General features: G+C 56.9%; 19 protein-coding genes. 12 read left to right on the top strand and 7 right to left on the bottom strand.

The window, feature by feature from the left end; translation table 11 throughout:
* Positions 1-37: 37 nt before the first annotated feature.
* Together RLO149_RS13420 and RLO149_RS13415 are read left to right on the top strand one after the other, a co-directional pair.
* Positions 38-1,747 (top strand): tetratricopeptide repeat protein, encoded by a 1,710-nt coding sequence (locus RLO149_RS13420; RefSeq protein WP_013962636.1) that lies wholly within the window; start codon positions 38-40, stop codon positions 1,745-1,747.
* Positions 1,748-1,758: 11 nt separating this feature from the next.
* Complete coding sequence (locus RLO149_RS13415) at positions 1,759-2,652, top strand: 4-(cytidine 5'-diphospho)-2-C-methyl-D-erythritol kinase (protein ID WP_013962635.1); 894 nt, start codon at positions 1,759-1,761, stop codon at positions 2,650-2,652.
* Here the strand turns inward: RLO149_RS13415 and RLO149_RS13410 are convergent.
* Positions 2,645-3,646, bottom strand: coding sequence for a polyprenyl synthetase family protein (locus RLO149_RS13410; RefSeq protein ID WP_013962634.1), 1,002 nt, complete (start codon positions 3,644-3,646; stop codon positions 2,645-2,647). The two genes, RLO149_RS13415 and RLO149_RS13410, sit on opposite strands and share 8 nt — an antisense overlap.
* Before the next feature lie 56 nt (positions 3,647-3,702).
* Between RLO149_RS13410 and RLO149_RS13405 the strand changes: the two genes are divergently transcribed.
* From RLO149_RS13405 to RLO149_RS23185, 3 genes are all read left to right on the top strand, one after another.
* The gene (locus RLO149_RS13405) at positions 3,703-3,918 is read left to right on the top strand and encodes a putative signal transducing protein (protein ID WP_013962633.1); all 216 of its coding nucleotides are present in this window, start codon (positions 3,703-3,705) and stop codon (positions 3,916-3,918) included.
* Positions 3,915-4,655 (top strand): tRNA1(Val) (adenine(37)-N6)-methyltransferase, encoded by a 741-nt coding sequence (locus RLO149_RS13400; RefSeq protein ID WP_013962632.1) that lies wholly within the window; start codon positions 3,915-3,917, stop codon positions 4,653-4,655. The genes RLO149_RS13405 and RLO149_RS13400 overlap by 4 nt, the downstream gene beginning before the upstream one ends.
* A 111-nt stretch (positions 4,656-4,766) precedes the next feature.
* A complete protein-coding gene (locus RLO149_RS23185) occupies positions 4,767-4,931 on the top strand; it encodes a YdcH family protein (RefSeq protein ID WP_083825466.1) in 165 nt (54 codons plus the stop codon).
* Positions 4,932-4,985: 54 nt separating this feature from the next.
* Here RLO149_RS23185 and RLO149_RS13395 read toward each other — a convergent pair whose 3' ends face one another.
* From RLO149_RS13395 to RLO149_RS13380, 4 genes are all read right to left on the bottom strand, one after another.
* Entirely contained in the window at positions 4,986-5,918 is a 933-nt protein-coding gene (locus tag RLO149_RS13395) for a transcriptional regulator GcvA (protein ID WP_013962631.1), read from the bottom strand.
* Positions 5,919-6,236: 318 nt separating this feature from the next.
* Entirely contained in the window at positions 6,237-6,959 is a 723-nt protein-coding gene (phbB, locus tag RLO149_RS13390; RefSeq protein ID WP_013962630.1) for an acetoacetyl-CoA reductase, read from the bottom strand.
* A gap of 118 nt (positions 6,960-7,077) precedes the next feature.
* Complete coding sequence (locus RLO149_RS13385; RefSeq protein WP_013962629.1) at positions 7,078-8,253, bottom strand: acetyl-CoA C-acetyltransferase; 1,176 nt, start codon at positions 8,251-8,253, stop codon at positions 7,078-7,080.
* Positions 8,254-8,412: 159 nt separating this feature from the next.
* Positions 8,413-9,255: an EAL domain-containing protein gene (locus tag RLO149_RS13380; RefSeq protein ID WP_013962628.1), complete on the bottom strand. Its 843-nt coding sequence runs from the start codon at positions 9,253-9,255 to the stop codon at positions 8,413-8,415.
* Positions 9,256-9,384: 129 nt separating this feature from the next.
* On the opposite strand from RLO149_RS13380, the gene RLO149_RS13375 reads away from it, so the two are divergent.
* Both RLO149_RS13375 and rpsD read left to right on the top strand, forming a co-directional pair.
* The gene (locus RLO149_RS13375; protein ID WP_013962627.1) at positions 9,385-9,957 is read left to right on the top strand and encodes a DNA-3-methyladenine glycosylase I; all 573 of its coding nucleotides are present in this window, start codon (positions 9,385-9,387) and stop codon (positions 9,955-9,957) included.
* 132 nt (positions 9,958-10,089) lie between these two features.
* On the top strand, positions 10,090-10,710 hold the full coding sequence (gene rpsD / locus RLO149_RS13370) for a 30S ribosomal protein S4 (RefSeq protein WP_013962626.1): 621 nt from the start codon (positions 10,090-10,092) through the stop codon (positions 10,708-10,710).
* 64 nt (positions 10,711-10,774) lie between these two features.
* Here the strand turns inward: rpsD and RLO149_RS13365 are convergent, their stop codons facing one another.
* Positions 10,775-12,697, bottom strand: coding sequence for an acyltransferase family protein (locus RLO149_RS13365; RefSeq protein WP_245538177.1), 1,923 nt, complete (start codon positions 12,695-12,697; stop codon positions 10,775-10,777).
* Here RLO149_RS13365 and RLO149_RS23915 point away from each other — a divergent pair.
* The 4 genes from RLO149_RS23915 to RLO149_RS13350 all read left to right on the top strand — a co-directional run bounded on the left by RLO149_RS23915 (position 12,677) and on the right by RLO149_RS13350 (position 15,814).
* On the top strand, positions 12,677-12,934 hold the full coding sequence (locus RLO149_RS23915; RefSeq protein WP_162470489.1) for a hypothetical protein: 258 nt from the start codon (positions 12,677-12,679) through the stop codon (positions 12,932-12,934). The two genes, RLO149_RS13365 and RLO149_RS23915, sit on opposite strands and share 21 nt — an antisense overlap.
* A gap of 107 nt (positions 12,935-13,041) precedes the next feature.
* Positions 13,042-14,121, top strand: a complete 1,080-nt coding sequence (hisC, locus tag RLO149_RS13360) for a histidinol-phosphate transaminase (RefSeq protein WP_083825506.1) — start codon at positions 13,042-13,044, stop codon at positions 14,119-14,121.
* Positions 14,118-15,038 (top strand): prephenate/arogenate dehydrogenase family protein, encoded by a 921-nt coding sequence (locus RLO149_RS13355; protein WP_013962623.1) that lies wholly within the window; start codon positions 14,118-14,120, stop codon positions 15,036-15,038. Before hisC ends, RLO149_RS13355 begins: the two co-directional genes overlap by 4 nt.
* Complete coding sequence (locus RLO149_RS13350) at positions 15,035-15,814, top strand: extensin-like domain-containing protein (protein WP_013962622.1); 780 nt, start codon at positions 15,035-15,037, stop codon at positions 15,812-15,814. The genes RLO149_RS13355 and RLO149_RS13350 overlap by 4 nt, the downstream gene beginning before the upstream one ends.
* Here RLO149_RS13350 and RLO149_RS13345 read toward each other — a convergent pair.
* On the bottom strand, positions 15,811-16,815 hold the full coding sequence (locus RLO149_RS13345; protein ID WP_013962621.1) for a DUF2125 domain-containing protein: 1,005 nt from the start codon (positions 16,813-16,815) through the stop codon (positions 15,811-15,813). The genes RLO149_RS13350 and RLO149_RS13345 overlap by 4 nt on opposite strands.
* Positions 16,816-16,880: 65 nt before the next feature.
* Between RLO149_RS13345 and RLO149_RS13340 the strand changes: the two genes are divergently transcribed.
* On the top strand, positions 16,881-17,411 hold the full coding sequence (locus RLO149_RS13340; protein WP_013962620.1) for a gamma-glutamylcyclotransferase: 531 nt from the start codon (positions 16,881-16,883) through the stop codon (positions 17,409-17,411).
* Positions 17,412-17,422: the final 11 nt, after the last annotated feature.

The raw sequence follows: 17,422 nt of genomic DNA, 5'->3' as shown, positions 1-17,422 counted from the left end.
ATTCAAAGGTGATAGCCCATAAGGAACCTCGATTGTGATGCGCAAATTGTTGACACCTCTGGCCGCTCTTGGCTTGTCTTTGGTCCTTGCAGCACCCGTGGCCGCGCAATCGATCGCCGGCCCCTACCTTGCGGCACGCTCTGCCGCCATACAAAGCGATTTTGAACAGGCCGCATCCTATTACACCCGCGCTTTGGCGCGTGATCCCAGCAACCTCTACCTGATGGAAAGTGCGCTTGTCGCGCAGCTGGCCCTGGGTCGTTTGGAACTGGCGCTACCGATTGCACAGGCGATGCAGCGCGCAGATCAAGGCAGTCAGGTCGCTCAGCTGGTCTTGACCGCTGACAAGGTGATCAACGGCGAATATGAAGCCCTGCTGACTGAGCGCGGCGATGCGCAGGTGATCGGGCCATTGGTGGATGGGCTGATTGAGGCCTGGGCGCTGATTGGCACGGGCGATGTGAGCGAAGCGCTCAACCGATTTGATGCGATTGCGGCGCAACAGGGATTGCAGGCATTTGCGATGTTCCACAAAGCCATGGCCGTTGCCTCTGTCGGTGATTTTGAAGCGGCGGATGAGATATTCTCCTCCGATGTGAATGGCACGGTGTTGCAGACCCGCCGCGGTATTCTTGCCCGCGTCGAGATCCTGTCGCAGCTGGAACGTGAAGACGAAGCGCTCGAATTGCTGGAAACCACTTTTTCAGGCGCGACAGATCCTGAAATTGATGCGGTGATTGCAGCGCTCGCAGAAGATGATCCGATGCCGTTTACGCATGTCAATTCAGTGCAGGACGGTTTTGCCGAAGTATTCTTTACGGTTGCGGCTGCATTGCGCAGTGAGACAGGTCCGGAATTCACGATCCTCTATGCTCAGACAGCGCGGATTCTGCGGTCTGATCACGTGGATGCGATTTTGCTGACGGCTGAGCTTTTTGAAGATCTGGAGCAATATGAAGCGTCGATTGAGGTCTTGAAGGAAGTTCCGGCCACTCACCCGGCCTACCATGCAGCAGAACTGGGCCGTGCGGCCGCGTTGCGGCGTTCGGGCAAGCAGGATGCGGCTATTGAAGTGCTCGAACAGTTGGCGCGCAGCCACGGCGATCTGGTCAGCGTGCAATCGGCCCTTGGGGATGCCTTGCGCCAGCAGGACCGTTTTGAAGAGGCCGTCGGGGCCTACAACAAGGCAATCGCTTTGGTGGAGGAAACAAATGGAACCTCAAACTGGTTCTTGCTCTATGCCCGCGCAATTTCTTACGAGCGACAAGGGTTTTGGGATCAGGCCGAGCAGGATTTCCGCGCCGCGCTGGAATTAAACCCCGGTCAGCCGCAGGTGCTGAACTATCTTGGCTACTCCCTGGTCGAAAAGCAGATCAAGCTGGATGAAGCGCTGGAGATGATTGAGCGGGCGGTCACCGCCAGCCCGGACAGCGGGTATATCATCGACTCGCTGGGATGGGCGCTGTATCGTCTGGGTCGCTATCAGGAAGCGGTGCCGCATATGGAGCGTGCAGTGGAGCTGATGGCCGTGGACCCGGTCGTGAATGACCATCTGGGTGATGTCTACTGGGCGGTCGGGCGGTATCGCGAAGCTGAGTTCCAATGGTCGCGCGCCTTGTCCTTTATCGACAAGTCCCAGACCGTTGAAGACGTCGATCCAGAGCGTATCCGGCGCAAGCTTGCGGTCGGGCTGGACGTGGTTCTGGACGAAGAGGGTGCCGAACCTCTGAAAGTTGTGACCGACTAGAGGCCGATTTCATGGCAACGCCGCAGATCGTTGAGGTCTTTGCCCCGGCGAAAATCAACCTCACCCTTCAAGTGACCGGGCAGCGCGCGGATGGGTATCACCTGCTTGATAGTCTGGTCACCTTTGCAGATGTGGGGGATGTGCTGCGCATCGAAATCGGCGACGCCTTCGAGATGATAACCCAAGGGCCCGAAGCAGAGACCGTGCCGGATGGGCCCGAAAACCTCGTCTTGAGAGCTGCGGCGCTGCTGGAGGGGGCGCCAAAGGCTGTCTTTACCCTGACGAAAAACCTGCCCGTGGCTTCGGGTATTGGTGGCGGGTCCGCGGATGCTGCCGCCGCCTTTCGCGGGTTGAGTGCTGCAACGCCGGGCTATGATCCGAAGGCCGATGATGTTCTGGAACGGCTTCTGGTGCTCGGGGCGGATATTCCGATGTGTCTGGCGTCAACAACGGCCCGGATCGAGGGCATAGGTGAAATCATCTCCCCCGTGGGGCACCTTCCGACCCTGCACGCGGTGCTGATCAACCCCCGCGTCGCCGTCCCAACCCCGGCCGTTTTCAAAGCGATGAAACAGCGGACCAACCCGCCAATGCCTGATATCCCGCCCGTATTTTCTGGGGTGAGCGACTGTATCGAATGGCTGCGCGCGCAACGCAATGACATGCAAGAAGCCGCGACCGCGCTGGAGCCTGCCATCGCAGCCGTTCAATCAGCGCTTGAGGGGCACAGGGCGTGTCAATTGGCGCGGATGTCCGGCTCAGGCGCGACCTGCTTTGGACTGTTTGAAACCGCGCAGGCGGCGCAGCTGGCGGCCCGTGAGCTGTCCCGTACTTATCCGCAGTGGTGGATCAGGGCGGCGCAGTTGGGTTCGCAAAGCGACCGCGCGGCACCGTGTTTCAGTTGATGCGCTCAACCACATAGTCGGCCAGATCGACCAGCATGTCCTTGACCGGATGTGCGGGCAAGGGGGCAAGGGCTGCTTTTGCGCGCGCGGCCTCTGCACGGGCCACGACACTTGTGTCAAAAAGCGCTGCGTGCTTGTGCAACAGGTCAATTGCGTGTTGCAGATCGCTCTCTTCCTGTTTGCCCTTTTCAATCGTACGCACCCAAAAGGCGCGCTCCTCTGCATCCGCTTTGGCGACCGCCTTGATCAGTGGCATGGTCAGTTTGCGCTCGCGGAAATCATCGCCGATGTTTTTGCCGATTGCCCCGGCATCCCCTTGAAAATCAAGCAGATCGTCAACGATTTGAAAGGCAACCCCAAGTGCGTCGCCATATTCAAAAAGGGCTGCCACCTGATCGTCAGGCGCGCCGGCGATGACCCCGCCCACTTCGGTTGCCGCCGAAAACAGCGCGGCCGTCTTGCCACGCACAACCTGCAAATAGATCTCTTCGGTGGTGGCCAGATTCTGGCTGGCGGTGAGTTGCAAAACCTCACCTTCTGCAATCGTCGCAGAGGCATTGGCGAGGATGTCCAATACGCGCAGCGACCCGGTTTCGACCATCAGCTGAAAACTGCGGGAAAACAGATAATCCCCCACCAGCACAGAGGATTTATTGTCCCACAGCAGGTTCGCCGTGGGCCGACCCCGTCGCTGGCCACTTTCATCGACCACATCATCATGCAAAAGCGTTGCCGTATGGATAAACTCGACAGTCGCAGCAAGGTTGATGTGAAACGGGCCGTCATAGCCACACAGATGCGCAGTCGCCAGCGTGAGCATGGGCCGAAGGCGTTTGCCACCGGCATCAACCAGATGGGCTGTGACTTCGGGAATCCGTGGGGCGTGTTTTGACGCCATGCGCTCACGAATAAGTGTGTTCACCGCTGCCATATCGCTTTCCAGATAGGCCGCCATGCGGTCATGTGGCTTCTGCGCGTTTTCGGTTCTTGACATTAAATTCCTGTTTGCAAGTCTCGACATTCCTGCCGGCTTGCCCTTACATCCTTGGCATGAAAGAGCTTTTGCGCAGCACAGACCCGACCATCATCGCGTTCGCGACCGCCCTCTTACAAGGGGAGGATATAGACTGCTTTGAAATGGACGTAAACATGAGCATTCTTGAAGGTGGCATCGGAATTTTCCCACGCAGATTAATGGTGCGCACAAACGATCACTTCGCTGCGACACGGGTTTTGACGGATAACGATATCCCATTGGGATTGTGAGCGAAATCCATACCAGAGACGCGTTTTTGGGTGGGAAATTGCACCTCTTGCAGCCCAAAAAGGGATACCGCGCGGGTGTGGATCCCGTTTTGCTGGCGGCTACGGTTGCGGCAACGGCCGGTGACCGGGTTCTGGATCTGGGTTGTGGCGTCGGGGCTGCGGCGCTTTGTCTTGGGGCGCGGGTTCCGGGGCTTGTCCTGACCGGTGTTGAGCGTCAGCCACTCTATGCAGATCTGGCGCAGCGCAATGGCGGGTCCACGTTCGAAGTTGTCACAGCGGATATCGTTGACCTGCCGCTGCATATCCGGGAACGCCAGTTCGACCATGTTCTTGCCAATCCGCCCTATTACAAACGCAGCGACAGTCGCGCAGCACATGATGCCGATCGCGAAACCGCGCTGGGGGAAGAAACACCTTTGGCAGACTGGATTAAAATTGCGGCCAAGAGGCTCGCGCCAAAAGGGTATGCGCATTTTATTCACCGGGTTGAGCGGCTGCCAGAAATACTGACCGAGATGGGGAAGCGCCTTGGCTCTATCGAAGTACTGCCTCTGTCGCCGCGCACGGGCCGGATGCCGGAACTTGTGATCGTGCGGGGGCGCAAGAATGGACGGGGCGCATTCAGACTGCACACGCCTTTGATTCTTCACGAAGGGTCACGTCATGAGAAAGACGCTGACACTTACGTGCCTCGGGTTAAAGCAGTCTTGCGCGACGGTGCCGCACTTACATTCTAGGCGAAATTAACCTGTCCTTAACACTTTGCAGTGGCATAATGCGCTTGCGGCGTGACTTGAAGCGACCGATGTGCTCAAGTCGAATTGTACTCGAACCAACAGGAGGACTGAATGAGCGTAACTGCACATGTTGAACAGCTGAGAAAGAAACATGAGTCTCTGAGTGATGCTGTCGAAGCAGCCCAGCGTGCACCAGGTAGCGATAATCTTGATGTCGCCGACCTCAAAAAACAAAAACTTCGTCTCAAAGAAGAAATCACCCGACTGTCAAGCTAGGCGGGTACGTGCGATGGGCAGGCGGTTGAATGACCGTGCTGCCCTGAACTGCCGTCAGGAGATGGGTACAATCTCCAACCCTTGAGTTATATATGCGGTTTTTGCGATCTCCGCGACAATCCATTCGCGAAATGCACGCACTTGCGGCCTGTCTTCGGAACCGCGCGTACACAGGAAATGAAACCGTGCACCCGTGCTGACGGCGCGCGGAAAGGGCAACACCAGCCGACCTTCGTCAATATCCTTTACCACCAACGCGCGACGCCCCAGGACCACACCAACACCCGCCAGAGCGGCATCAATTGCGTGATCCGCCTGACTGAAGCGTGGACCGTGATCTGGCTTGTAATCGATGCCCATTGTGCGGAACCATGCCGCCCAATCCGGAGCGGGCTGCAAGAAATTGATCGAGTCGTCGAAAATCAGAGGTGCCTTTGTCAGGCTTTCGGGGGTTGGGTATTTCTGCGCCAAAGCCGGTGTCATGACGGGTGCAACCCATTCTTCGGCAAGTGGAAGGGCCCAAAGCTCGGGATCAACCCGCCGACCAAAACGCACAGCAACATCTACAGCGTCCCGAGCAAAGTCCACGATTTTGAGGGAGGCAGAGAAGCGCAGTTCGACCTCGGGATGCGTGTGCGCAAATTCATACAGGCGCGGCGCAAGCCATTTGGCGGTGAAGGCGGGGCCTGCAGTGACCGTCAGGGTTTGTTCGTCCTGCAGGCGTTGCGCCGCACGCCACGCCACAGTCAGCGTGGCAAACCCATCAGCCGCACCAGGCGCAAGCACCTGCCCGGCCTCGGTTAACTCAACAGCCCGGTTGAGGCGTCGAAACAATGGCGCGCCCAGATGTGCCTCAAGTGACTTGATCTGAAAACTCAGGGCGGCGGGCGTCACCGATAGCTCATCGGCGGCCTTGGCAAAAGACATATGTCTTGCCGCTGCATCAAAGGCCCGAAGTGCCGTGAGGGGAGGTAGGCGATCACTCATTTCACATAAGTAATACTTAAGTGAAGGTGGCGAAAGTCTCGTTTGTAGCTTTTTACTGTGAGTGTCATCTTAGTATCAGTTCAGAAACACTGATGCTGCAAAACAAGATGGAGCAAGGCGATGATCGAGACACCTACAAATGAAAAAACCCGCGCAGCGATTGAGCGTGCGCATTACGAACGCAGCCAGGTTCTGGTCGAAGCATGGCACTGGCTGTTCCCGTCAACGGTTTCCCGCTGAACGACTGCAGCGTTCTTACGGGATCAAAAAGGGCCGGTTCGCATGAACCGGCCCTTTGATTTGCAATGCTGTTATGGCTCAGACGAAGAACTGAGCACCATTTGCGGAAATGGTTGAGCCGTTGATGAAGCCTGCATCATCTGATGCGAGGAACGCCACGCAGCGCGCAATTTCTTCGGGTTCGCCCAAACGTCCAGCCGGAATGCCTGCAATAATGCTGTCACGCACTTTTTCGGGGATTGCCATGACCATTTCGGTCGCAATGTAGCCCGGGCAGATCGCATTGGCGGTGATGCCTGCGCGCGCGCCTTCCTGTGCCAGTGATTTAACAATGCCCAGATCACCGGCTTTTGTTGCGGCGTAGTTGACCTGTGCAAACTGACCCTTCTGGCCATTGATCGAGCTGATCACGATCACACGGCCAAACTTGCGCTCGCGCATGCCGGGCCAGACCGGGTGCACGGTATTGAAAACACCGGTGAGGTTCGTGTCGATGACTTCCTGCCATTGCTCAGGGGTCATTTTGTGGAAGGGCGCGTCGCGGGTGATACCTGCATTCGCGACCACCACGTCAATCGGGCCAAGGTCAGCTTCGACTTGTGCGATACCATTCTTGCTCGCCTCGTAGTCGGCAACATTCCATTTGTATGTCTTGATGCCTGTTTCGGCAGTGAATTTCGCGGCGGCTTCGTCATTGCCGGCATAGGTTGCTGCGACGGCGTATCCTGCATCTTTCAACGCGTTTGAAATTGCGGATCCGATTCCTCGGCTTCCTCCGGTGACAAGTGCAACACGGGACATATTCAGTCTCCTCAAGTGATTTGGTAATCTAATCTAAATTGGACGTGCCGGATCGAAGACGCAGCACGATAGGTTTTGTGTTTCAAAGCGGCACCCGCAGGTGCCACTTTGATCCGGTTCAGTCGCGCTCAAGGCACATGGCAACGCCCATACCGCCGCCGATGCACAGTGTCGCGAGACCTTTCTTGGCGTCGCGGCGTTTCATTTCGAACAGCAGCGTGTTGAGAATGCGCGCACCGGACGCACCGATGGGGTGCCCGATGGCGATGGCGCCACCGTTGACGTTTACCACGGCAGGGTCCCAGCCCATGTCTTTGTTGACCGCACAGGCTTGCGCGGCAAAGGCTTCGTTGGCCTCGACAAGGTCTAGGTCTTCTGCTTTCCAGCCGGCCTTTTCCAACGCTTTGCGGCTGGCAAAGATGGGTCCTGCGCCCATGATCGACGGGTCGAGGCCCACAGTCGCATAGCTTGCAACGCGCGCGAGAGGTTCGATGCCGCGCTTTGCGGCCTCATCGACAGACATAAGCAACGCACCGGCTGCGCCATCGTTCAGGCCCGAAGCGTTCGCCGCGGTAACTGAGCCGTCTTTTGTAAAGGCAGGGCGCAGCTTTTGCATGGCTTCCATCGTGGCGCCATGGCGGATGTATTCGTCTTTGTCGACGACGATGTCGCCTTTGCGCGTGCTGATGGTATAGGCGAAGATTTCGTCGTCAAATTTACCGGCCTTTTGAGCTGCCTCTGCCTTGTTTTGGGAGGCAACCGCAAATTCATCCTGCTGTTCACGGCTGATCTGCCATTTTTCAGCGACGTTTTCGGCGGTTTGACCCATGTGGTAGCCGTTGAACGCATCCCACAGCCCGTCACGAATCATCGTGTCGATATATTTCATGTCGCCCATCTTGTGGCCTGCGCGCAGCGAGGCGGCATGGGGGGACAGTGTCATGTTTTCCTGACCGCCCGCGGCAACAATCGAGGCATCGCCCAATTGGATGTGCTGAGCGGCAAGGGCAACGGTGCGCAAACCGGAACCACAAACCTGATTGATCGTCCAGGCCGAGCTTTCTTGTGGCAGACCCGCGTTGATATGCGCCTGCCGCGCCGGGTTCTGCCCCTGAGCAGCCGTCAGCACCTGACCGAGGATCGTTTCGGATACTTCCGAAGGATCGACGCCCGCGCGCGCCACGACTTCTTTGAGCATTGCTGCTCCGAGATCATGAGCCGGAGTGGTAGCGAATGACCCGCCAAAGCTGCCGACGGCAGTTCTTGCGGCGGAGGCGATTACGACGTTCGTCATGGTTTTTTGGTCCTTTGCCAGTTCTCGAAAAGACCAAGCGCGGAAAACCGTTATCACTTAGCCCCTTCTGCGATACGGGCAACTGTTAACGTAACATAAAGAACCGGGCAACATCTGAAAGCTGTGACACAGCACCGCAAACACAAAGAAGTTGAATCGTTAAACGGCTTGACTGAGGTGCTTGTCGCGCAGCCATGCGGGGCGGGTCGTGGCGGCCGCAAAGTGATACCCCTGCAAGCAGTCGACCCCGAGGCTCACGAGTTTTTGCGCATCCGCTTCACATTCCACAAATTCTGCCACCGTCAGCATGTCGAAGTGTTTCGCGATGGAGATCATAGCGGAGGTCATTGCCTGATTGTCGGGGTCGTCCGCGATGCCTTTGATGAACTGCCCATCAATCTTGATCACGTCAAAGCAGAATTCCTTGAAATACCGCAACGCGGTATATCCTGCGCCAAAGTCATCCATGGCAAAGCAAATACCCCTCAGCTGAAGCCGGTCCATGAAGTCCACAACCAGTTCAGGTACACCCATTGCGCTGCTTTCGGTGATCTCAAGAATCAATCGCTCGCCGATGAGTTCATTCTGCTTGAGCCATTTGTCGAGCACGCGGTTCCATGGCTCATACCCGATGGAACGTGCCGACATATTGATCGATAACCGCAATTCCGGATTTTCGTGCAAGGCGCGCAGACCCTCATCCAGCGCCAGCGTGTCCAATTGGCGCCCGAGTTCCAGGTTTTCGATCGCCTCCAAAAACGCTCCCGCCGGAATAACCCGCCCGGTCTCATCCAGAACGCGGATCAGACCCTCGTAAAAGGCAACTTTGCTTTGATCCCGCGCCTGCATGATCGGCTGATACGCTAACAAGACTTGCTTTTGTCTGACAGCTGCAGCAACCATATCAATGGTCCTTTGATCCCGCTTTGTGAGCGCAAAATTCAATGGGTTGTCGCTCCCCGGAGCGACGTCAGCCACGACGCGATTGATTGAAGCAGGCATGTTGTTCCTAACGTTCTCGGTTTGTGCCATATTGCCACCACATATGCTAAAAGCTGGTTAATATTCTCATTTTGTTCCAATTTTAGATGTGGTTTACAGAAGCTAAGAATACTGAAAAGAAAAGAAAAAATGACATCACGCTGCGACTGGGCCGGACCCGAACAGATATATCTGGAGTATCACGATACCGATTGGGGGGTCCCGGAGTACGACAGTCGCGCCCTTTGGGAGAAACTGATTCTCGACGGTTTTCAGGCCGGGTTGAGCTGGATCACCATCCTCAAGAAGCGGGAGAACTTCAGGGCTGCATTCGTGGGTTTCGACCCTGATGTGATCGCAGAATGGGGGGAGGCGGACGTCGAACGCCTGCTGACGGATACCGGCATCATTCGACACCGTGGCAAGATTGAAGCCACGATTTCCAACGCCCGCACCTGGCAGGAAATTCAAGCCCGCGAAGGGTTCGATACCTTTCTGTGGAAATATGTTGATGGCAAACCGCTGCAGAACGCGTGGCATACACAGTCAGATGTGCCGACCCAAACGCCATTGTCGGTGCAGATTTCAAAGGACCTCAAAGCGGAAGGGTTTAAATTTTGCGGTCCCACGATCGTCTATGCCTTTATGGAAGCGGTAGGAATGGTGAACGATCATCTCGTCACTTGTCATCGGTATGAAGATGTATCGGCAATGGGCCGTTGACACGGGTCATTAGGCAAGTATAAGCGCGACTTCATTGGTGTTGGTGGCCTCCGCGAGGGGTGACCTGTCGGGCGCAAGCCAGAGGACAACGCCCTTCATCGCCCGAACGGGCCCTTAAGAAGGAGATCAGCCGTGACCAAACGCACGTCTGCCAAACATAAAATTGACCGTCGCATGGGCGAAAACATCTGGGGTCGTCCGAAATCCCCCGTGAACCGCCGTGAATATGGCCCCGGCCAGCACGGTCAGCGCCGCAAGGGTAAAATTTCCGATTTCGGCATCCAGCTGCGCGCCAAGCAAAAGCTCAAGGGCTATTATGGCGACCTGACGGAAAAGCAATTCCGCCGTATCTATGCCGAAGCAGAGCGTGTAAAAGGTGACACGGGTGAAAACCTGATCGGCTTGCTGGAGCGTCGTCTTGACGCCGTCGTGTACCGTGCAAAATTCGTCTCAACCGTTTTCGCTGCCCGTCAGTTCGTGAACCACAAACACGTCCGTGTGAACGGCCAGATCGTGAACATCCCATCGTACCGCGTAAAAGAAGGCGACGTGATCGAAGTGCGTGACCGCTCCAAACAGATGGCCGCGCTGATCGAAGCCACACAACTCGCCGAGCGCGACGTGCCAGATTATATCGAGGCGGATCATTCCAAAATGCACGCGAAATTCGTGCGCACCCCGGCATTGGGTGATGTGCCTTATCCGGTGATGATGGAACCGAACCTCGTGGTCGAATTCTACGCCAAGAACTAAGGTTCCGCGAAGAGATCAAAAAATGGCCGCGCTGGCAAATCCGGCGTGGCCATTTTTTTTGCGCTCACATCTTTTGCTGGTTTAGCAATTCGCCAAGGACGCTGTGCTCTTTGCGCATTGCACGCAGGACCTCGTCACCGCCTGTCGTTGTCCAATGGCCGTAGTCTACGATCAGTGGCCCTCCATCCTCGCTCAGGAAAGTGCATGTGGGCGCGCAAATCACATCGTAGCTGGAGATGTAGGTCACGGGCGAGTCTTTGAACTCAGCCTTGAGCGCGGTATCAAGCTCCAAAAATGCATTCATATCAAGCAAGGCGTATCGGGCTTTTAGATGCTCAATCGATTGAACCGTGCCAAGTGCAATCCCCAGAGCGGGATGAAATTCGGGTCGCGGACCCCAATAGATCACAGATGTGCCCGTATTTTGGATGGCTTCCAAGCTTTTTCGTACGTTTTCAAGCGCGCCAGACGCCACCGTTAAGGTCGTCAGATTTTCTTCTGGGGCACCGTTTAGCAAGCTTTTGGCGCGTTGAGAATACACGACTACTTCAATATTATCTGCATGATCTATGATCCACTTCGATGCTATCTCTGCAAAATCCGTACACTTTTTTGAGGTCTTCTTGAGGCCCCCATAAGAACATCCTGCCGCTGTAATCTGCATGACATTCCGGTCGGGCAAGCCGCGGGACAGGGCCGACCATATGCCCGCTGCATGGCTGTCTCCGTAAACCACGATCAGATTATCAAGCGCTTCGGGTGCGCAGGCGTCCAGCGCATCCGCGTATTCCTGACGGCTCATGTCTGTAAAATGACAGGTTCCCTGTCGAATGGCTTTTCGACGTGCTTTTTTTTCGAGGCGAAGCGTTTCGTCAAAAGCGATCATTTCTGAAGGTAACCAGTCCTGTAGCCCGTCCTTTTGATCCACAAAAACTGCCGTGCTCACAAGAGTGGCACTCGCAGCAATGAGACTAAAGACCACTGCGCGGTTTCCAACCCGGAAAGTTGCTTTCGCGGCGACTTGGCGTTTTTTCCGAAAGGGCTGCTCGACCGCGAAATACATCACGCTGGCCAGCGCCAGGACGAAGACAATCAAACCGATGACTTCGGTGGGGTTTTCAGGCATCTGGTACAAATACGCATAGTAAACAACCACAGGCCAGTGGACCAGGTAAAGCGAATAACTGATCCGGCCAATGTAAACCAAAGGTGCGAGCGTCAACCGCTTGTTCATCCAGCCCGCCGGACCGGCCCAGATGATAAGTGCTGCGCCAACGCAAGGCACAAGGGCTGCAATTCCGGGAAAGCGCGTCTCTTTCGTATAAAGAAATGCAGATGCAAGGATTGCAATAAGGCCTGTGACGGACGCTGAGGATCGCAGGAAAGATGTGCCTGTGTTACGCACCGGGAAAAGGGCGAGGCCTGCACCAAAGGCAAATTCAAATATGCGAAACGGGGCGAGAAAGAATACGGTTTCCGGCGCGGTGTTGAGCATCATTTCTGAGGCGATCAAGCTGGCGACAGATAACGCCAGCAAAAGCGCCCCCAGCGCTTTGCGCCCAAAGTGCGAAACGAGCAAAAGCAGCACAGGCCAAACCACATAGAACTGCTCTTCCACCCCAAGTGACCAGGTGTGCAACATAGGCTTATAGATGGCGTCGGCGTCAAAATAACCAGCTTCCGACCAGAATAGAATGTTCGATACCGATAGCAGCGCCGCAAGGGACGATTCTGCCAATGCCTCTAATAGAGAAGGCGATAGAATAAAAATGCCGACCAGCAGCGTCGCAAGCAAAGTCACAAGCAGCGCGGGCCCCAGCCTTCGAATGCGTTTCATATAAAACGCTTTGAACGAAAACCTGCCTGCGTCGATATCATTCAGCACCAGCGACGTGATCAGATACCCGCTGATCACAAAGAATACATCAACACCCACGAACCCCCCAGAGAGCGAGGTAACGCCCAGGTGGAACAGAACGATGGGCAAAACGGCGATGGCGCGAAGACCATCAATATCGGCGCGATACTGCAAAACGTGCAACTCTCACTTAATCGGGTGGGATTTCAACTGCCGGTGCCACGAGCTACTCCGATAAAGTTGAAAAGCGTGATGAAAAAACAATCAAGCTGGGATGCACCGCAGCGATGGTCGATCCCAGGTGGTCTGGACGTGCGGTTTTCAACGGATCATCACCCTTTGGGGGAAAATTGTCTGATGTTGTGAATTCAGGATGTTGCATCCCCTGTCTGCATTTGCGAAGCCCTTTTGCAGTTGCTATCCGCCCCGCAAACGCGCCATCTGTCAGCGCGACAGGAGATAACCCAATGACGATGAGGATTACCGCTCAGCCAGGTATTATGGATATTGCACTGTATCAGGGCGGGGCATCCAAAATTGACGGGCAGGCAGAGCCTCTCAAGCTCAGCTCGAACGAAAACCCGTCCGGGTGCAGTCCGGCAGCCAGTGCGAAAGTCGCTGAAACAGCGCTCAATCTGCACCGCTACCCCTCAACGGATCACAGCGCACTGCGGGTGGCCATCGGGCAGTCGCACGGGCTTGATGCGCAGCGCATTATTTGCGGCGTCGGCTCTGACGAGTTGCTGAGCTTGCTCGCGATGGCCTATTCGGGGCCGGGCGGTGAAGTGCTTTATACCGAGCATGGGTTCTCGATGTACCGTATTTTTGCCTTGTCCGCCGGGGCGACGCCTGTTGTAGCGCCCGAAGCAGACAGAACCGTGGATATCGACGCGATCATCGACCGGCTGACCCCGGCCACACGTCTGGTCTATATTGCCAACCCAGCCAATCCGACGGGGACGGCGATTGGACTGGATTCGTTAAGACGCCTTGCGCAATCGGTGCCGCCCACATGTCTTTTGGTGCTGGATGGTGCATATGCCGAGTTTTTCGAGGGCTATGATGGGGGCGCATCTTTGGTCGATGAATTCGACAATGTGGTGATGACCCGCACGTTTTCAAAGCTTTATGGCCTTGGTGGTCTGCGTGTCGGTTGGGCCTATGCCACGCAAGAGGTGATCGACGTGCTCAACCGTGTGCGCGGTCCGTTCAACCTGTCTTCGGTCGCGCTGGCAGGGGCCGAGGCTGCGGTGAACGACCGTGCCTTTGTTGAAACATGCCTGCAGGAGAACGCGGCGCAGCGGGTGCGGCTCATGGGCGGGTTGAACCAGCTTGGCATCGCCTGCGATCCAAGCCATGCCAACTTTGTGCTTGCACGGTTTGCTGACGAGGCCGAAGCATTGGCGGCAGATGCGCATCTCAAGCACGAGGGCATTCTGGTGCGCATCGTGAAAGGGTACGGTTTTCCCGAGGCGTTGCGTATCACCGTGGGCCGCTCCGATGATGTGACGCGTGTGCTCGATGCCTTGGCGCGCTTTAAGGGGGTTTCATGAGTGTGATTTACGACCGGGTGGCCTTGATCGGGCTGGGCCTGATTGCGTCGTCCATGTTTTGGGCCATCAAGCGCAAGGGGCTCGCTGGTGAAGTGACGGGCTATGCGCGATCTGATGCGACGCGTCAGACCGCCCGGCATATTGGCCTGTGTGATCATGTCTACGACAGCGCGGCTGACGCCGTCGCGGGCGCCGATCTCGTGGTGCTCTGCGTGCCGGTCGGGGTGATGGGGCAGGTCGCCGCTGAAATCGCTCCCCATTTGAAACAGGGGGCGACCGTGACGGATGTGGGATCGGTCAAACGCGACGTGATCGACAGTGTTGGACCGCATTTGCCTGAAAACGTCCACTTCATCCCCGGACATCCGCTGGCGGGAACCGAACACTCCGGCCCTGAATCCGGATTTGCGGAACTGTTTGACCAACGCTGGTGTTTGCTGGTCCCGGTTGAGGGCTCAGACCGAGCGGCCGTCGATAGATTGTGCAGTTTTTGGGAAGGCATTGGCAGTAACGTGCAGGAGATGGAGGCAGACCATCATGACCTTGTCCTCGCCGTCACCAGCCATGCGCCACACCTGATCGCCTATACGATGGTGGGCGTAGCCGATGACCTCAGCCGGGTGACCGACCGGGAGGTGATCAAATACTCCGCTGCCGGTTTTCGGGACTTTACCCGCATCGCGGCGAGCGATCCGACCATGTGGCGCGATGTTTTCTTGTCCAACAAAGACGCCACGCTGGAAATACTCGGACGTTTCACCGAAGAGCTGTTCGCGCTGCAACGCGCGATCCGCACCGGGGATGGCGATCATCTGCATGAGTATTTCACGCGCACGCGGGCCATTCGCCGCGGCATTATCGAAGCGGGGCAGGACACGGATGCGCCGGACTTTGGCCGCAAGAAATCCGGCCCATGAAATCGCTGGTCTTTGCCTTTGTGATGTTGGCCGGGGGCGCGATTGCGGCGCCGGATACGTCTTTGCGCCCTGTTCAACGAGACAGCGCGGGACCGCAACTGGAGGCGTCCGGTGCCATCACCCCCCGCCCAAGAGACGCCGCCGCACGAGAGGCCGTTGGGAGTGGACGCGGGCTTGCTCAGTCACGCCGACCAGAAGTGCGACCGCGAAAGTTTCGCCGCATTGCCCGCGCACAAGAACGGCTGCGCAAGAAAGGCGCGGTCTGCGGCGATGTTGATATTCAGGGCGTGGTTGTGGGCCGTGTGCCCGGTTCAAAGACGGGATGCGGCGTCGCAGATGCCGTGCGCATCCGCGCCGTGTCCGGCATCGCGTTGAGCCAACATTCCGTGATGGATTGCGGCACGGCCAAGGCGCTGAAAACATGGATTGATGATACGGCCAAACCTGCTTTTTCGCGCAAAGGGGGCGGGTTGAAGAACATCCGCGTGGCGGCGCATTACGCGTGCCGAACACGCAACAACCGACCGGGTGGGCGCATTTCTGAACATGGTAAAGGGCGCGCCATCGATATTTCAGGTTTGCAGATGCGCGACGGCACATTGGTCACGGTGCGCAGCGGATGGAATGATCCGGCCACATCGAAAGCAATGCGTCAGTTGCACAGGGGCGCATGTGGGCCATTCGGCACGGTGCTCGGGCCGGAATCAGATCGGTTTCACCGGGATCACTTTCACTTTGACACAGCCCGGTATCGCAGTGGCCCCTACTGCCGTTAACGCAGAATGAGCAGGGGGGCTTGCCCCAACGGTATGAAGCCCAGAAAGATCGTCCCGTCGCGCAGTGACAGGGTAACATCTATTGAATTCGGATTTCCGCTGCCACGTGCGAGTGCCTGCAGAATGTTCTCTGCCTGCGGCTTGAGGGCTGGGGGCAAAATACCGGCAGTTTCGGCCAAGACCAGCATGTCCTGCCAGTTCTTTGCCTGCAAAGAAATCTCACCGGTCATGGCGCCCGTGGCGCTCACATCCAGATCTGCGGCCCCGCGCAACAACAACGTGCCCCATGCGGCCTGCGCCAGCGACAGATCAATTCTGCGCGGCTGCGGTCGTTGTGTTTCAAGTGTGCTGCGGTCAAACGGGCGATCAAAGGTGACGGTCATGTCCATCGTCAGGCTGTCAAAGGCGATCGGCCAATCCGTGGGGATACGCAAGGCGGCGCGCGGCACGCTGCCCGGTTGAAAAGAGGGCGCATCCAATGTCACGGCATACCGGTTTGCGTTTTCGACGTCCTGCCGCATGCCGACAGACAGCCCTTGTGCTGACATCAGGCTGCCGCCAGGCGTGTCGAGACGCCACGGCCCGGACGTCAGCGCCAGTTCTTCCACTTCCAATGTAGCACCCGGATGCAGGCGCAGATTGGCGACCGCCGTATCGGCCGTTAAGGTACTGCGACCAGATGGGCTGGCAAACAGCATCTCGTCTTGCGGGAAAAACAACGACACATAGCCCGGCCAATAGGTCGGCGCGCTGATCATGACTGTGGAGGCCTCAAAGGCGACGCCGGTTTCGGGATCTGCCAGCATGGGCCGCTCCAGCGTTACATCCAGTTTCAAAGGGAACCCGGAAAGCGCTGTGTCCGCTATTTCGGCCTGCCAGCCATCGCTGCGTCGATCTTCGAACCAGCGCGTCAATCCCGACTGCACGCCTGAGGCGGCAAAAAACCACCATCCGCTCCATAACACGGCAAAGACAACACCCAACCAAACCAGACGCCGCATCGTATACCTCTTTTATCTCCTGCCATTTTGGGGTTTACGCAAAGCAGGCAAGGAGAACCAGTGCAATGACGATGTGGGTATTTGGCTATGGCAGTCTGCTGTGGAACCCGGGTTTTGAGGTGGCGGAACAGGTTGTGGCGACCTTGCCCGGCTATGCGCGCTCTTTTTGTATGCGGTCCATTCACCATCGTGGCTCGGAAACGCACCCCGGTCTTGTCTTGGCGCTGGACGAAGAGCCTGCCCATGCCTGTGAGGGCGTGGCACTTGCGGTCAAAGGGGGTACTGAAGTTGAGACGCTGGCCTATCTGCGCGAGCGTGAGCTGATTTCCTCGGCCTACCTCGAACGCGAGCTTGATGTCGATCTGATCGATGGCCGCCGGGTGACAGCGGTGGCCTATGTGATCAATCCGGGCCATGTGCAATACTGCGGTGGATTGCCCCTTGAGGAACAGGCGCAGATCATTTCGTCAGCGGTCGGTGGGATGGGGCCAAACACGGAATACCTTTATAACACCGCACAACATTTGACCGAGATCGGGCTGCATGACCCTGACCTTGAGTGGCTCAGTCAGCGGGTTCGTGCGCTGACATCATAAATCCTTGGCAC

The organism is Roseobacter litoralis Och 149 (assembly GCF_000154785.2).
GTDB classification, from domain to species: domain Bacteria; phylum Pseudomonadota; class Alphaproteobacteria; order Rhodobacterales; family Rhodobacteraceae; genus Roseobacter; species Roseobacter litoralis.
Note: the sequence above shows the minus strand (reverse complement) of the source record. Positions and strands in the feature narration are given on the sequence as shown.

Excerpts from the sequence above, each read along its gene's own strand:
- RLO149_RS13340 (WP_013962620.1), top strand. The coding sequence starts at position 16,881 with ATGACGATGTGGGTATTTGGCTATGGCAGTCTGCTGTGGAACCCGGGT.
- RLO149_RS23185 (WP_083825466.1), top strand. The coding sequence starts at position 4,767 with ATGAGCGTAACTGCACATGTTGAACAGCTGAGAAAGAAACATGAGTCT.
- RLO149_RS13415 (WP_013962635.1), top strand. The coding sequence starts at position 1,759 with ATGGCAACGCCGCAGATCGTTGAGGTCTTTGCCCCGGCGAAAATCAAC.
- RLO149_RS13345 (WP_013962621.1), bottom strand. The coding sequence starts at position 16,815 with ATGCGGCGTCTGGTTTGGTTGGGTGTTGTCTTTGCCGTGTTATGGAGC.
- hisC (WP_083825506.1), top strand. The coding sequence starts at position 13,042 with ATGAGGATTACCGCTCAGCCAGGTATTATGGATATTGCACTGTATCAG.
- RLO149_RS13350 (WP_013962622.1), top strand. The coding sequence starts at position 15,035 with ATGAAATCGCTGGTCTTTGCCTTTGTGATGTTGGCCGGGGGCGCGATT.
- RLO149_RS13405 (WP_013962633.1), top strand. The coding sequence starts at position 3,703 with ATGAAAGAGCTTTTGCGCAGCACAGACCCGACCATCATCGCGTTCGCG.
- RLO149_RS13410 (WP_013962634.1), bottom strand. The coding sequence starts at position 3,646 with ATGTCAAGAACCGAAAACGCGCAGAAGCCACATGACCGCATGGCGGCC.
- RLO149_RS13375 (WP_013962627.1), top strand. The coding sequence starts at position 9,385 with ATGACATCACGCTGCGACTGGGCCGGACCCGAACAGATATATCTGGAG.
- RLO149_RS13395 (WP_013962631.1), bottom strand. The coding sequence starts at position 5,918 with ATGAGTGATCGCCTACCTCCCCTCACGGCACTTCGGGCCTTTGATGCA.
- phbB (WP_013962630.1), bottom strand. The coding sequence starts at position 6,959 with ATGTCCCGTGTTGCACTTGTCACCGGAGGAAGCCGAGGAATCGGATCC.
- RLO149_RS13355 (WP_013962623.1), top strand. The coding sequence starts at position 14,118 with ATGAGTGTGATTTACGACCGGGTGGCCTTGATCGGGCTGGGCCTGATT.
- RLO149_RS13380 (WP_013962628.1), bottom strand. The coding sequence starts at position 9,255 with ATGCCTGCTTCAATCAATCGCGTCGTGGCTGACGTCGCTCCGGGGAGC.
- RLO149_RS13420 (WP_013962636.1), top strand. The coding sequence starts at position 38 with ATGCGCAAATTGTTGACACCTCTGGCCGCTCTTGGCTTGTCTTTGGTC.
- RLO149_RS13385 (WP_013962629.1), bottom strand. The coding sequence starts at position 8,253 with ATGACGAACGTCGTAATCGCCTCCGCCGCAAGAACTGCCGTCGGCAGC.